This window comes from Stappia indica (genome assembly GCF_001696535.1).
In the GTDB taxonomy this organism is placed as follows: Bacteria; Pseudomonadota; Alphaproteobacteria; order Rhizobiales; family Stappiaceae; genus Stappia; species Stappia indica.
The window spans coordinates 212637-225245 of record NZ_MBQE01000003.1 but is presented as its reverse complement, the minus strand read 5'-3'; the positions used below and the strand labels follow the sequence as shown (position 1 = coordinate 225245).

11 protein-coding genes and 1 tRNA gene are annotated in these 12609 nt (G+C 67.9%); 4 read left to right on the top strand and 8 right to left on the bottom strand.

Going from position 1 to position 12609, the window contains the following annotated elements; all coding sequences use genetic code 11:
• Positions 1-34: 34 nt before the first annotated feature.
• Positions 35-1969, bottom strand: a complete 1935-nt coding sequence (locus BBX35_RS12355) for an ATP-binding protein (protein WP_067220448.1) — start codon at positions 1967-1969, stop codon at positions 35-37.
• 62 nt (positions 1970-2031) lie between these two features.
• Here BBX35_RS12355 and BBX35_RS12350 point away from each other — a divergent pair, with 62 nt between their 5' ends.
• Positions 2032-3186 (top strand): acyl-CoA dehydrogenase family protein, encoded by a 1155-nt coding sequence (locus tag BBX35_RS12350; RefSeq protein WP_067220446.1) that lies wholly within the window; start codon positions 2032-2034, stop codon positions 3184-3186.
• Between the two features lie 82 nt (positions 3187-3268).
• Here the strand turns inward: BBX35_RS12350 and BBX35_RS12345 are convergent, their stop codons facing one another.
• Positions 3269-3757: a fasciclin domain-containing protein gene (locus tag BBX35_RS12345; RefSeq protein ID WP_067220444.1), complete on the bottom strand. Its 489-nt coding sequence runs from the start codon at positions 3755-3757 to the stop codon at positions 3269-3271.
• 331 nt (positions 3758-4088) lie between these two features.
• Between BBX35_RS12345 and BBX35_RS12340 the strand changes: the two genes are divergently transcribed.
• Positions 4089-4919, top strand: a complete 831-nt coding sequence (locus BBX35_RS12340) for a universal stress protein (RefSeq protein ID WP_067220442.1) — start codon at positions 4089-4091, stop codon at positions 4917-4919.
• 253 nt (positions 4920-5172) lie between these two features.
• Positions 5173-7884 (top strand): bifunctional acetate--CoA ligase family protein/GNAT family N-acetyltransferase, encoded by a 2712-nt coding sequence (locus BBX35_RS12335; protein ID WP_067220439.1) that lies wholly within the window; start codon positions 5173-5175, stop codon positions 7882-7884.
• Positions 7885-7916: 32 nt separating this feature from the next.
• Here the strand turns inward: BBX35_RS12335 and BBX35_RS12330 are convergent, their stop codons facing one another.
• From BBX35_RS12330 to BBX35_RS12315, 4 genes are all read right to left on the bottom strand, one after another.
• Positions 7917-9590: a thiamine pyrophosphate-binding protein gene (locus BBX35_RS12330; protein ID WP_067220437.1), complete on the bottom strand. Its 1674-nt coding sequence runs from the start codon at positions 9588-9590 to the stop codon at positions 7917-7919.
• A gap of 124 nt (positions 9591-9714) precedes the next feature.
• Positions 9715-10095 (bottom strand): hypothetical protein, encoded by a 381-nt coding sequence (locus BBX35_RS12325; protein WP_067220435.1) that lies wholly within the window; start codon positions 10093-10095, stop codon positions 9715-9717.
• 307 nt (positions 10096-10402) lie between these two features.
• Entirely contained in the window at positions 10403-10933 is a 531-nt protein-coding gene (locus BBX35_RS12320) for a GcrA family cell cycle regulator (RefSeq protein ID WP_067220432.1), read from the bottom strand.
• A 251-nt stretch (positions 10934-11184) separates the two neighbouring features.
• Positions 11185-11607 (bottom strand): helix-turn-helix domain-containing protein, encoded by a 423-nt coding sequence (locus BBX35_RS12315; RefSeq protein WP_141687858.1) that lies wholly within the window; start codon positions 11605-11607, stop codon positions 11185-11187.
• Positions 11608-11620: 13 nt separating this feature from the next.
• Between BBX35_RS12315 and BBX35_RS23665 the strand changes: the two genes are divergently transcribed.
• Positions 11621-11758 (top strand): hypothetical protein, encoded by a 138-nt coding sequence (locus tag BBX35_RS23665; protein WP_171901444.1) that lies wholly within the window; start codon positions 11621-11623, stop codon positions 11756-11758.
• A gap of 21 nt (positions 11759-11779) precedes the next feature.
• Here the strand turns inward: BBX35_RS23665 and BBX35_RS12310 are convergent, their stop codons facing one another.
• Both BBX35_RS12310 and BBX35_RS12305 read right to left on the bottom strand, forming a co-directional pair.
• Positions 11780-12187: a hypothetical protein gene (locus BBX35_RS12310; protein ID WP_067220427.1), complete on the bottom strand. Its 408-nt coding sequence runs from the start codon at positions 12185-12187 to the stop codon at positions 11780-11782.
• Between the two features lie 186 nt (positions 12188-12373).
• Positions 12374-12450 (bottom strand) — tRNA-His (locus BBX35_RS12305).
• Between the last annotated feature and the right edge of the window lie 159 nt (positions 12451-12609).

Below are 12609 nucleotides of genomic sequence, written 5' to 3'. Positions count from 1 at the left end.
GCCCTGCTCCCCACGCCTCGTGCGCCCGCCGCCCTCACTCCGCGCCGACCCCGTCTAGCTGGTGCGAGGGCGAGCGTGCCGCCTCCCCGCCACGATGGGCGTCGTCCCGCTCCCCCGCCAGCGGCAGGGAGAGGATGAAACAGGCGCCGTCGGACGTGCGGCGCGCCCGCGTCTTCAGGGCGCCGCCGAGGTCTTCCACGATCCGCGCCGAGATCGCAAGCCCGAGGCCGAGCCCGGTCGCCGCCGGCTTGGTGGTGAAGAAGGGCTGGAAGATGCGCTCGCGCAGCGGCTCGGGGATGCCCTCGCCATTGTCGAGGATCTCGATCACGGCACGCCCCTCCTCGATCCGCGCGCGGGCCTCGACGACAGGCGCCTCCACGCCCTGGCAGGCGTCGATGGCGTTGCGCAGCAGGTTGACCAGCACCTGCTCGACACGCAGCGGCGCGGTGTTGGCGGTCATCGGCTGCGAGGGCAAGTGCAGCTGCAGGGCGACGCCGCTCTCCTCGATGCGCGGGCGCACCAGCTTGGCGCTGGTCTTCAGGCAATCGCGCAGGTCCACCGTCTCGATGCGCGATTCGCCGGGCCGGGCGAAGCGCTTCAGCTCCTGGGTGAGCGTCGCCATGCGGTGGCGCAAAGCGTCGATCTCGTCGAGGTTCTCCGTCACCGCGGCGGTCTCGCCGCGCTGCTGGTAGAGCCGGGCACCGGAGACGAACATGCCCAGCGCGGCGAGCGGCTGGTTGAGCTCATGGGCGACGGCTGCCGACATTTCGCCGACGGCGGCAAGGCGTCCGGCGCGGGCAAGATCGGCCTGGGTTTCGCGCAGCTCCCGCTCGACCCGGCGCCGCTCCTCGATCTCGTCGACGAGGCGGCGGTTGAGATCGCGCAAGGTCGCCGCGTCCTGCCGCAGGCCGGCGGTGACGCGCCCGAGCCGGCGGCTGCGCAGCACCAGCAGCCAGATGGCATAAAGCAGGATGAGCGCGAAGGCGCCGGCCCACACGACGCCGCGCGGTGCCCGCACCTCGCTCATTGGCGTGAGGTAGTGGATGGTCCAGTCGAGCATGCCGACGCGGAGCCGCGACTGGCGCCAGGCGGTGCCGCCGATGACGAGACGCGTTTGCGCCAGCGGCCCCTGCTGCAGGCTGGCGAGGCGGGCATTGCCGTATTGCCTATCGGAGCGGATGGCGGCGACGACCATGTCGTCCAGCGGGGCGATGGAGGAATAACGCCAGTCGTCGCGGGTGCCGAGAAAGACGACGCCGTGCACGTCGGTGACCATCACCGTCTCGCCGGCATCGAGCCAGTTGTTCTCCAGTCGCTCCATGTCGACCTTGACCACCACCACGCCCTGCACCGGCGCGCCGGCCGGCGTGGAGCGGGCGAAGAAGAAGCCGGGCTCGCCGGTGGTGGCGCCGACCGCGAAGAAGCGCCCTTCCCCGCCGTCCTTCGCCTCGTGGAAATAGGGGCGGAACGAGTAGTTCATACCGACGAAGGAGCCGGCCGTGTCGAAATTGCTGGCCGCGACGGTCAGCCCGTCCGCATTCATCACATAGAGCGCGTCCGCGCCGGTGGTTGCCGCCAGATCCTTGAGGAAGCGGTTGGCCATGGGCGCGGTGGATGGGTCCGACAGCACGCCGACGGCGCGCGGATCGCGCGCGACGATATAGGGAAGGTAGCGATGCTTCTCGAGCTCGCGCAGAATGGTCTCGCGGTAAAGCGTCAGGCGCTCGCGCGCCACCGCATCGCTGCGCAGGCCCGACTGCACCTCCGCCCAGTCGGCGGCGAAGACGGCGAGCAGCAGCACCAGCACCGGCGGCAGGAACAGCAGGACGCGGCGGACCTGCGCCGGCAGCCGCAGACCGAGCCGGCCCGGGATGTGGCGCGAGCGCTCCTGCAACCTGAGCGCGCCGTCCGACGTCTCCTCGACCGTGGACAGCGGGGCCGCCGGGCCGTATGTCTTTGCACCTGTCATGGCCGGTTCTTGCGGTCCTGATCCAACCCTTTGGCGACATCATTGTTCTGGGAGGAACGCCGATGCAGTTTTCGTTGAGCGAGGAAGAGTATCTCATCCAGGACACGGCGCGAAAGCTCGCCGAGAACAAGATCGCTCCGCTGGCCGAGGAACTGGACCAGGGCGGCGGCCGGGAAGCCTTTCTCGCCAATCTGAAGCTGCTTGCCGAAAACGGCTTCATGGGCCTCAACATCTCGCCCGACCATGGCGGCACGGGCGCGGGCAGCGTCGCCTTCGCCATCGCGGTCGAGGAGATCGGCAAGGCCTGCGCCTCCACCGGCGTCACCGTCTCGGTCTCCAACATGGTGGCGGAAGTCATCCAGGCGGTGGGCAACGACGAGCAGCGCGCGCGCTACCTGCCGCTGCTGACCGACGGCACCTACTCCGCCGGTGCCTTCTGCCTGACGGAAACGGGCGCGGGCTCGGACCCGGCCTCCATGCGCACGCGCGCCGAGCGCGACGGCGACGACTACGTGCTGAACGGCTCCAAGCTCTACATCACCTCCGCCGAATATGCCGGCGTCTTCGTGGTGTGGGCCGTCACCGACAAGGATGCCCCGAAGGGCAAGGGCATCAGCTGCTTCCTGGTGGAAGCCGGCACGCCGGGCCTCGTCATCGGCAAGGCCGAGAAGAAGATGGGGCAGACCGGCTCGGCGACCAACGAGGTGCATTTCGAGAATTGCCGGGTGCCGGCGAGCGCGCTGCTGGGCCGCGAGAACGACGGCTTCCGCATTGCCGTCGGCGAGCTGGCGGGCGGGCGCATCGGCATCGCCGCCCTGTCGCTGGGCATCGCCCGGGCGGCGATGGATCGGGCCAAAGCCTATGTGAAGGAGCGCCGGCAGTTCGGCAAGGCGATCTCCGACATGCAGGGCGTGCAGTGGATGATCGCCGACCGGGAGACCGAGCTGGAGGCGGCACGGCTGTTGATCCTGCAGGCCGCCGCGCTGAAGGACGAGGGCAAGCCTTTCTCCCGCCAGGCCTCGATGGCCAAGCTCTTCGCCTCGGAAGCCGCCCAACGCGCCACCTATGCGGCGCTGCAGCTGCATGGCGGGGCCGGCTACATCCGCGAATATCCGCTGGAGCGGCTGGCGCGCGATGCACGCATCACCACGATCTACGAGGGCACCTCGGAGATCCAGCGGCTGATCATCGCCCGCGAGGCGCTGCGCGACCAGTAGGCGAACGCGGTGCCCGCCACGGGCCACCGAACGAAAAGGCCGGCGCAGACGCCGGCCTTTCCATGCAACGCTTACGGCAAGGTCACTCGGACGGCATGATCACCTTGTCGATGACATGGATGACGCCGTTGTCGGCCTTGATGTCGGCGGTGACCACATTGGCCCCGTCGACGGTGACGCCGCTGTCGGACTTCACCACGGTGATCGTGCGGTCGCCCTCGCCCTTCAGCGTCTCGACCTCGGTCGTGGCGGCCGGGATCTCGTCGGAGGTGATCTCCTGGCCGACCACGTGGTAGCTCAGGATCGCGGCGAGCTGGCCCTTGTTCTCCGGCTTCAGCAGGTTCTCGACCGTGCCCTCCGGCAGTGCGGCGAAGGCCTCGTCCGTCGGCGCGAACACCGTGATCGGACCGGGCGCGGACAGCGCCTCGACCAGGCCGGCGGCCTGTGCGGCCGCGATCAGCGTGTTGAACGTGCCGGCCTGCTGGGCAGTCTCGACGATGTTTGCCGCATTCGCGGTGCCGGCCGTTGCCAGGACCGTCGCGAGAGCCGCACCCATGAAGTACTTGCGCATTCTAGCCTCCGTAACGATTGCTTCGTATCCACTGTCAATTGTCGGGATACTGCCGCACACGACGTACCGCAGCGTCCGGTTTCTCTTACGCAGACATCGAATTTCGGATGAAATACTGATCGGCTAAAATCATCGCCGATTTAAATCTGATCCATCCTGTGCAACGATGCGTAGTTGCGCGCCCGGGTCGGGACACGCGCGCGCTAGGGTCCGCATCCGAAGATTGATCCCGGTCAAGGATCGGGGGGAGCGGACGTCCTAATTTCGGCACAACCCCCGCGGCAGCCTTTCCGGCTGCAACGGCACGGTGTGAGATGGAGGGACGCGATCCATGGCTATCAAGGACATTCTCACGCTGGTCGATCTGGCCGGCAAACAGCACGCGGCGCAGGCAGCGCTCGACCTGGCAACCCGCACCGGCGCGCATGCGACCGGCCTGACGGTCGCCTTCGAGCCGGTCGTACCGGGCTTCATCGCCGGCCCGATGCCGGCGGACTATATCGAGATCGCCCGCAACCAGGCGCTGAAGGCAGCCAAGAGCGCCGGCGAGGCCTTTACCGAAATGGCCCGCAAGGCCGGCGTCGCAGCCGAGCTGCGCACGGCCGAGATCATCACCGGCGGTTCCGCCGAGGCGGTGCTGGCCCATTGCCGGCTGACCGACCTGGTCGTCATCGGCCAGGACAACCCGGACGCGCCGGAGCCCATGCGCGAGCTGCTGATCGAGACGGTGCTGTTCGAGGCCGGCGTGCCGGTGCTGGTGGTGCCCTATATCGGCGGCAGCCTGAAGATGAACAACGTCATGGTGGCCTGGGACGGCAGCCCGACGGCCAGCCGCGCGGTCCATGCGGCCATGCCGATGCTGCAGATGGCCAAGAAGGTCACGGTGATGATCGTCGAGACCGGCCGCCGCAGCACCAGCGGCGAACCGGGCGCCGACATCGCCACGTACCTTGCCCGGCATGGCCTGTCGGTCACCGTCGACGTGGTGCCGCGGCCCGGTTCGGGCGTTGCCGATGCGATCCTCAACTACGTGTCCGACCACGACGTCGACATGATCGCGATGGGCGGCTACGGCCATTCGCGCATGCGCGAGTTCCTGTTCGGCGGCGCGACGCGCGAGATCCTCGCCTCGATGACCGTGCCGGTGCTGATGGCGCACTGATCCGCCGGGCAGAGCGTTTCTGCCGGCACCAAGGTGCTTTCGGGCGCGGCTTTCGGCCTGCCGCCCGGAAGCGAGGCGTCGCCACATCGGGGGAAGTGGCGGCGCCTTCCTCTCTCTGCGGCTTTCTCTCACCGCTTTCTCTCGCAGCGGCCTTTGACATCCCCGTCTTTCGGACCACACTCTCCGGCAGGACCGGCCGCGACGCGGCTTCATGCGGACGCAAGCGCCGCCGACGAACACCGGGTGATTGCCGATGACGATCCGCAATCTCGAAGCGCTTTTCCGCCCGGCCTCGCTGGCCGTGGTGGGGCCCGACCGCTTCGGCGGCGAGGTGCCGAAGCTGCTGCTGTCGCGCCTGGCCGGCGGCGGCTTTTCCGGCGAGATGGCAACGGTCGCCTGTCCGGCGGAGGAAGGCAGCCGGATCCGCGCGGTCAGCACCATTGCCGAGCTCCCCTTCGCCCCCGACCTTGCGCTCTATCTGGGACGCCCCGAAAACGCCCCGGCCGCGGTCGCGGCGCTCGGCGCTGCCGGCACCCGTGCCGTCGCCGCCCTGTCGCCCGGCTACGACCGCTGGGACGAGGCCACCGTCACCGCGACGCTGCAGGCCGCCCGCCCCCACACGCTGCGCCTGCTCGGCCCAGGGAGCCTGGGCATCGCCGCGCCGGCGGCCGGCCTGGCCGCGCATCTGGGCGTGTGCGAGGCCGGCAAGGGCGACCTTGCCTTCATCGCCCGCTCAGGCACGGTGGTGAACGCGACGCTGTCCTGGGCCAAGGCCAATGGCATCGGCTTTTCCGCCATCGCCTCGCTCGGCCAGCGCACGGATGTCGACGTCTCGGACCTGCTCGACTGGTTCGCGCTCGACTACCGCACCCGGGCGATCCTGGTGCATCTGGAAACCATCGCCAATCCGCGCAAGTTCCTGTCGGCGGCCCGTGTCGCCGCCCGCTCCAAGCCCGTCGTGGTGCTGCGCTCGGGTGCCAGCCGCGAGCGGATCGGCGAGCGCGTCACCCATGCCGGCCGCATCGCCATGCAGGACGCGGTCTACGATGCGGCGCTGGCGCGCGCCGGCGTGCTGCGCGTCGGCGATATCGACGAGATGTTCGAGGCGGTGGAAACGGTGAGCCGGGTGAAGCCGGTGGCCGGACGGCGCCTTGCCATTCTGGCAACCGGCGGCAGCCTGGCGACGCTGGCCGCCGACCAGCTGGAGCGGCAGGGCGGGCAGCTGGCCGATCTCGACAGCGACACGGCCGGGCAGCTCGCGCCGCTGCGGCGCGAGGGCCAGAGCCGAGCCAACCCGCTGACCCTGCACGAGACTTCGCCGCCCGCCCGCTACGGCGAGGCTGCCAAGGTGCTCTTGACGGACCCGAATGTCGATGCGGTGCTGGCGGTTGCCGCGCCCTCCGCCTTCGTGAACCTGGAGGAGATCGCCGGCGAACTGGCGAAGGCGCATGGCGAGACGCAGTCGGGCTACGGTCGGCGCAAGCCACTGCTGGTGGCACTGGCCGCCGGGGCGCCGCTGCCGCGCCAGCCGCTGGATGCCGCGCGCATTCCCTGCCATGGCAGCGCCTCGGAAGCGGTGCGCTCGTTCATGCATCTGGTGCGCTATGCCGATGCCCGCGAGATGCTGATGGCCGCCCCGCCGAGCCTGCCGGCCGGCTTCACCACCGACAGCGAGAGCGCCCGGCGGTTGGTGCGCGGCGCGCTCGACAGCGGGCGGACCTGGCTCACCCCGGGCGAGATCGCCGAGCTGCTTTCCTGCTATGGCATCAAGCAGGCGCCCGGGAAGCTGGCGGCAACGCCGGACGAGGCCGAGGTGCTGGCGCGCGGCATGCTGATGCAGGCCGAACGGCTGGCGCTGAAGCTCGTCTCGCCGCAGCTCCCCTTCAAGTCGGATGTGGGCGGGGTCGTGCTCGACCTTGCCTCGCCCGAGGCGGTGCGGATCGCCGCTGCCACGCTGCTGGAGCGGATCGGCGCGGCGCATCCGGCGGCCGAGATCACCGGCATCCTGCTGCAGCCGATGGTGCGCTCGGCCAGCGGTACGGAGATCTTCATCGGCCTTGCCGACGATCCGGGCTTCGGGCCGGTGCTGCTGTTCGGCCATGGCGGCACGGGCGTGGAGGTGATGGGCGACGTGGCGCTGGCCCTGCCGCCGCTCGACCTCAACCTTGCCCAGGCGCTGATCCGCCAGACGCGGGTGAGCCGGCTGCTCGCCGGCTTCCGCAACCGGCCGGCCGCCGATCTCGACGCCATCGCGCTGACCCTCGTCAAGGTGGCGCAGATCGCCGTCGACCTGCCGGAGGTGCGCGAGCTCGATCTCAACCCGCTGGTGGCGGACGCGGCCGGCGTCACCGCGCTGGACGCGCGGATCGCCCTGCGCGAGCCGGAAGTGCATCGCGGGCGCCGCCCGACCTCGCGGCTCGCCATCGCGCCCTATCCGAAGGAATGGGAAAAGCAGCTGCAGCTCAAGGACGGCAGCACCGTCGACATCCGCCCGGTGCGGCCGGAGGACGAGGAGCGCTATCGCCGCTTCTTCGAGAACGTGTCGCCGCACGACCTGCGGCTGCGCTTCTTCGCGCCGGTCAAGGAGTTCAACCACGCCTTCATGCAGCGGCTGGTGCAGCTCGACTATTCGCGCGCCATGGCCTTTGCCGCGCTGACGCCGGGCACGGACGAGATCCTCGGCGTGGTGCGCCTGCATGCCGACCCGGACCACCGCACGGGCGAATACGCGATCATCGTCCAGTCGGACCTGAAGGGGCGCGGCCTCGGCTGGGCCCTGATGCAGCTGATCATCGACTATGCGCGCTCGGACGGCATCGAGACGATCACCGGCGAGGTCCTGAAGGAAAACACCACCATGCTGGCGATGTGCACCGCGCTCGGCTTCACCGTGAAGTCGTCGGTCGACGACGACGCCATCGCCAAGGTGACGCTGCCGGTCGCCTCGGCCAGCCAAGGGGCCTGAGAGCCCGCCCGCGGCGGGCTCCGCCTGTTCGCTCAGCCGGCGCGAATCTGGCTCAGGCTGCGCACAGGAGTGATCGCCTCCGGGTCGAGCTTGAGATGCAGCAGGGCCGGCCCGCCGGAAGCGGCGGCCCGCTCGAAGGCCGGGCCGAACTCGTCCGCCGTCAGCACGGTCTCCGCATGGGCGCCATAGGCGCGGGCCAGCGCGGCGAAGTCGGGATTGACCAGCGTGGTCGCCGAGACCCGGCCCGGGAACTCCCGCTCCTGGTGCATGCGGATGGTGCCGTACATGCCGTTGTCGACGACGACGACGATGATCGCCGACCCGTCCTGCACCGCCGTGCCGAACTCCTGCATGGTCATCTGCAGGCAGCCGTCGCCGGCGAAGCAGACGACGCGGCGGCCGGGCGAATGCAGCCCGGCGGCAACGGCCGCGGGAAGGCCGTAGCCCATCGAGCCGCTGGTCGGCGCGAGCTGCGTGTTGTTGCGGCGGAAGCGGTGGAACCGGTGCACCCAGGTGGCGTAGTTGCCGGCGCCGTTGGTCAGCACCGCGTCTTCCGGCAGGTTTTCCTCCAGCCAGTCCATCACCTGCGCCATCTGCAGGGCACCCGGCACCTGCGGGCGGGCGCCCGACCAGCCGAGATAGGACTTGTGCGCCTCGTCCGCGCTGCCCGACCAGGAAATCTCGTTCGGCGGCTGGAGGCCCTCCAGCGCGGCGCAGAAGCCGATCGGGGTCGCGTGGATCGCCAGATCGGGAAGATAGACGCGGCCGAGCTCCTCTGCGCCGGCATGGACATGCACCAGCGCCTGGCGCGGGGCGGGAATGTCGAGCAGTTCGTAGGACTGGCTCGGCATCTCCGACATGCGCCCGCCGACGAGAAGCAGCAGGTCCGCCTCCCTCACCCGCTCGGCCAGCGCCGGGTTGATGCCGATGCCGACGTCGCCGGCATAGTTGGGATGCAGGTTGTCGAACAACATCTGCCGGCGGAAGGAGCAGGCGACCGGCAGGCGGAAGCGCTCGGCAAAACGGGCGAAGGCCGCGCGCGCGGCATCGTTCCAGCGGCTGCCGCCGAGAATGGCGAGCGGCCGGCGCGCCGCCCACAGCCGCTTCTGCAGCTCGGCCATCTGGGCGAGCGAGGGATGGGTCTCGACCGGGCGGAAGGGCGGCAGCTCCGCCACCTCGGCGGTGCGGGCGAGCGTGTCCTCGGGAAGGGCGAGCACCACCGGGCCGGGGCGGCCGGAGGTCGCGACATGATAGGCGCGCGACAGCATCTCGGGGATGCGGGCGGGGTCCTCGATCTCGGCGACCCACTTGGCGATGCCGCCGAACATCTGGCGGTAGTCGACCTCCTGGAAGGCGTCGCGGCCGCGCATGCCGGTCTCGATCTGGCCGACGAACAGGATCATCGGCGTGGAATCCTGCTGGGCGACATGCAGGCCGGCGGCGGCATTGGTGGCGCCGGGGCCGCGGGTGACCATGCAGATGCCGGGCCGGCCGGTCAGCTTGCCCCAGGCCTCGGCCATCATCGCCGCGCCGCCTTCCTGGCGGCAGACCGTCACGGGAATGGCCGCGTCATGCAGCGCGTCCAGCACCGGCAGGTAGCTCTCGCCCGGCACACAGAAGACGCGGCCCGCACCCAGCTGCTCCAGTGCCTTGACCAGCAAAAATCCGCCCGTACCGGCAATCCGGCGCGTCTCGTTCCCCTGCATGTCACTCCATCCCGATCCAGGTGTTGTATACCTCACGGTATACCCGCCGGCTGCCCTGCACGCAAAGGCACGAGTGTCGGCACGTCATTCCGAAACGGAATGAGAGTTCGGCCGGAACAACCGTTCAGACGTCCTGGACGGTCACCACCTGAAAGGTGTGCAGGTCGCCGTCCTCGTCTCGGATGGAGACGTATTCGCCGGGCACGAAGGCATGGGCGGCAAAGCGATAGCCGGCCTCGTCGTCCTCGTCGCCGTCGATATCGTAGCGGAACGCCCAGGAGCCGCCCGGCCGGTGCAGGAGGTGGCCGATGTCCTCCTCCTCGTCCGCCCAGAACCGGCGCACGCGGCAGGCCTCGCGATGCGCCTTCCACTGCGCCGCATCGATATGCCGGTCCTCCCCCAACGGGGCGACGAACTCGTAACCGTGGCGCGACGACCCGCTGGGAAAGTCGTGGGTGCGGGCGAGGTTGAGACGGATCTTCTTGAGACCTGAAGAGTGGGTCATGGGGCGTGCTCCCGTCGTGCCGGGCGGAGCCGGCGGTCCTGTCGATGTCGCATGCAGTTTGCGCCAATCGACGGGAACGGCAATGAGCAGGATCAAGCCGGGAGAGGACTGCCCCTCGACACACAATCGGAACGGGGCCGTTGCCGGCCCCGCACCCGGAAGACGAAAAAAGGGGCGGGGCCGTTGCCGGCCCCGCCACCCCGAGGCGAGAAAAAGGGGCGGGGCCGTTGCCGGCCCCGCCCCGGGGGTCAAACGCGAAGTACCTGGGAGGGGGGAGGCCCCCGCGTCGAACCCTGAACCGTAGCGGTCAGACCGCGATTGCGCGCAGCGGCAGGGCCTCGACCGGAGCGGCCCGGCGCTCGGCGACCTGGCGACGGCGGCGGACACCCTGATAGGCGAGGCTGTGGTGGAACTCGCAATAGGAGCGACCGTTTTCCGCGTCATGGCTGCAGAAGTGGAAGTCGGCATCCGCCGGGTCGCCGATCGGCCACTTGCAGGTGCGGCTGGTCAGCGTCATCAGCGTGACGCGGTCGCCCTGCTCCGCCTGGAAGCCGGCCTCATAGCCAAGGCCGAGGCTGCGCTGGAACTGCTTCTCGATGATGCTCTCGCGCGGCGCCGGGCGGGCGCCGACCAGGGCGAGCGACGGCTGGCCGCGCTGGACCCGGGGCTTGGGACGGTGGCTGGTGGCGGGCGAACGCTTGGGAAGCCCCATGCGATGGGCCTTGCCGATCACCGCGTTGCGGGTGATGCCTGCCATCACATAGGCGATCTGGCTGGCGCTGAGCCCCTGCAGCCACAGCTTCCTGAGCAGATCTTCGCGTTCCTGAGTCCAAGCCATGTTCAGCCCCGCTTTCCTTTTATAAGCAACCTGGGTGCGGACACGCAGGTTCCCTGTTCCGCCAGAGCCCCTTTCGGGCGCCGGCGGCTGCCACATCCTGATTGTTCGGTAGCGACTCTCATCGCGGTGACGGCCTTTCGGGCACTTTCGCCCACCGGCCTGTTCACTCGATGAACCTGTCAACGAGTATGGGTATTGTATAGTTAACAACACCTTAACAGGTCAATTGAATGGAATTTCCATTCTGAAATTTACTTCTTCTTCTCAAGTATTATTGCATTAATAGACTTTACAACAATATCCATTACATCTTTCTGGAATTTTCTGCTTATCTCCTCTTTGTCCTGACCTGGATGGGCAAAGTTCATCTGATCAGAGATAGAAAAGACAAGCTTCTGATTTTCCTTCCGCATCTCGAGAATGCCGTCGGCACACATTTTTTCGATCTTTCTACGTACTGTCGAGTACGGGATATCGGTTTCCTCAGAGATAGTTTCAATATCCGCCTCGATACGGTTGGCATTCGCAATCGAGATAGTCGTAATGATCATCAAGTTTCCGAGATCATTTACTTCATACTCCTCCATGAAGCGGAACATGAGGCTGAAGAACATCTCGTAGAGACGGAGGATCCGGTGGGCCTGAGTCGGGAGTTCATCATCTGCATGCGACATGAAGGACCTCCCGATGTTGATCATTCGTCATTTTGACGAAACAGGCCTGCTTTCGGCAGCGATTCCCGGCAACTCAAGCGGCAAGGCGCAAACGCGGCGGGCAATCCCCTGGGTAATTTGTGCAGTTCGACAGATTTTCCACAAATTTTAACCATAAGGCCCTTGCGTCGGCTCAATCGTTGGCAATGTCGAAAACCATCGACATCACCGCCCGAACCATGTCGACGCTCATGTCCGCCGGCGCGCCTTCGCCTTGTCCGGCATCGCCCGACCATAGGTAAACTACTGACTTGCCTCGCCGTTCCTTGGCGATGCGGCCATTGTCCAGATAGGGCTTGAGGCGCCGTTCGATGGTGGAGCGGGAGGACTCGAGTTTCTCGGCGAGGAGTTCGGCGTCCATCGGTGCGCCGCGCAGGTCCGCGATCGCAACGAGCACCAGCATCAGGACATCGGACACGTCGTGCACGTCGAGACGCTCGCCGAGCTGCAGCGTCAGGTCGTAATAGGTCTCGAGCAGTCGACGCGTCCGATAGGCGGTCGCATCGCCGGCGTGACCGATGTGTCCGGTGTCCTCTGCCATCTCCCCCAATCCGCCTGCGTGTCTAGTTGTTCCGGCGGCTCCCCTGGCAGGGTGCCTCAAGATGCGGGACAGAGGCAAGAACAGTCGGACGGACGCGCGGCGCGGGCCGGCGGGATGCGCGGCGGCATCGCGGTCGGACCGTTGTTCACGGGAGAGGAATGAAGGGAGAAGAAAGGAGGAGGCGAATGGTACAGACGGTTGGAGTTGAACCAACGACCTTCGGAGCCACAATCCGACGCTCTAACCAACTGAGCTACGTCTGCACGTCAATTCGGTGGCGGAACCTAGTTTGAAACGACGGTGATTGCAAGAGGCGCAAACCGCCTTTCCGTCCGCTCGTCCACAGGCTGGCATCGGACCGGGCAAAGCCCCCGTCGCGACGCAAAGAGCCCGGACCTTGCGGCCCGGGCTCGATGTCTGTT

Excerpts from the sequence above, each read along its gene's own strand:
- BBX35_RS12335 (WP_067220439.1), top strand. The coding sequence starts at position 5,173 with ATGACGATCCGCAATCTCGAAGCGCTTTTCCGCCCGGCCTCGCTGGCC.
- BBX35_RS23665 (WP_171901444.1), top strand. The coding sequence starts at position 11,621 with ATGTTGATCATTCGTCATTTTGACGAAACAGGCCTGCTTTCGGCAGCG.
- BBX35_RS12345 (WP_067220444.1), bottom strand. The coding sequence starts at position 3,757 with ATGCGCAAGTACTTCATGGGTGCGGCTCTCGCGACGGTCCTGGCAACG.
- BBX35_RS12355 (WP_067220448.1), bottom strand. The coding sequence starts at position 1,969 with ATGACAGGTGCAAAGACATACGGCCCGGCGGCCCCGCTGTCCACGGTC.
- BBX35_RS12320 (WP_067220432.1), bottom strand. The coding sequence starts at position 10,933 with ATGGCTTGGACTCAGGAACGCGAAGATCTGCTCAGGAAGCTGTGGCTG.
- BBX35_RS12350 (WP_067220446.1), top strand. The coding sequence starts at position 2,032 with ATGCAGTTTTCGTTGAGCGAGGAAGAGTATCTCATCCAGGACACGGCG.
- BBX35_RS12310 (WP_067220427.1), bottom strand. The coding sequence starts at position 12,187 with ATGGCAGAGGACACCGGACACATCGGTCACGCCGGCGATGCGACCGCC.
- BBX35_RS12340 (WP_067220442.1), top strand. The coding sequence starts at position 4,089 with ATGGCTATCAAGGACATTCTCACGCTGGTCGATCTGGCCGGCAAACAG.
- BBX35_RS12315 (WP_141687858.1), bottom strand. The coding sequence starts at position 11,607 with ATGTCGCATGCAGATGATGAACTCCCGACTCAGGCCCACCGGATCCTC.
- BBX35_RS12325 (WP_067220435.1), bottom strand. The coding sequence starts at position 10,095 with ATGACCCACTCTTCAGGTCTCAAGAAGATCCGTCTCAACCTCGCCCGC.
- BBX35_RS12330 (WP_067220437.1), bottom strand. The coding sequence starts at position 9,590 with ATGCAGGGGAACGAGACGCGCCGGATTGCCGGTACGGGCGGATTTTTG.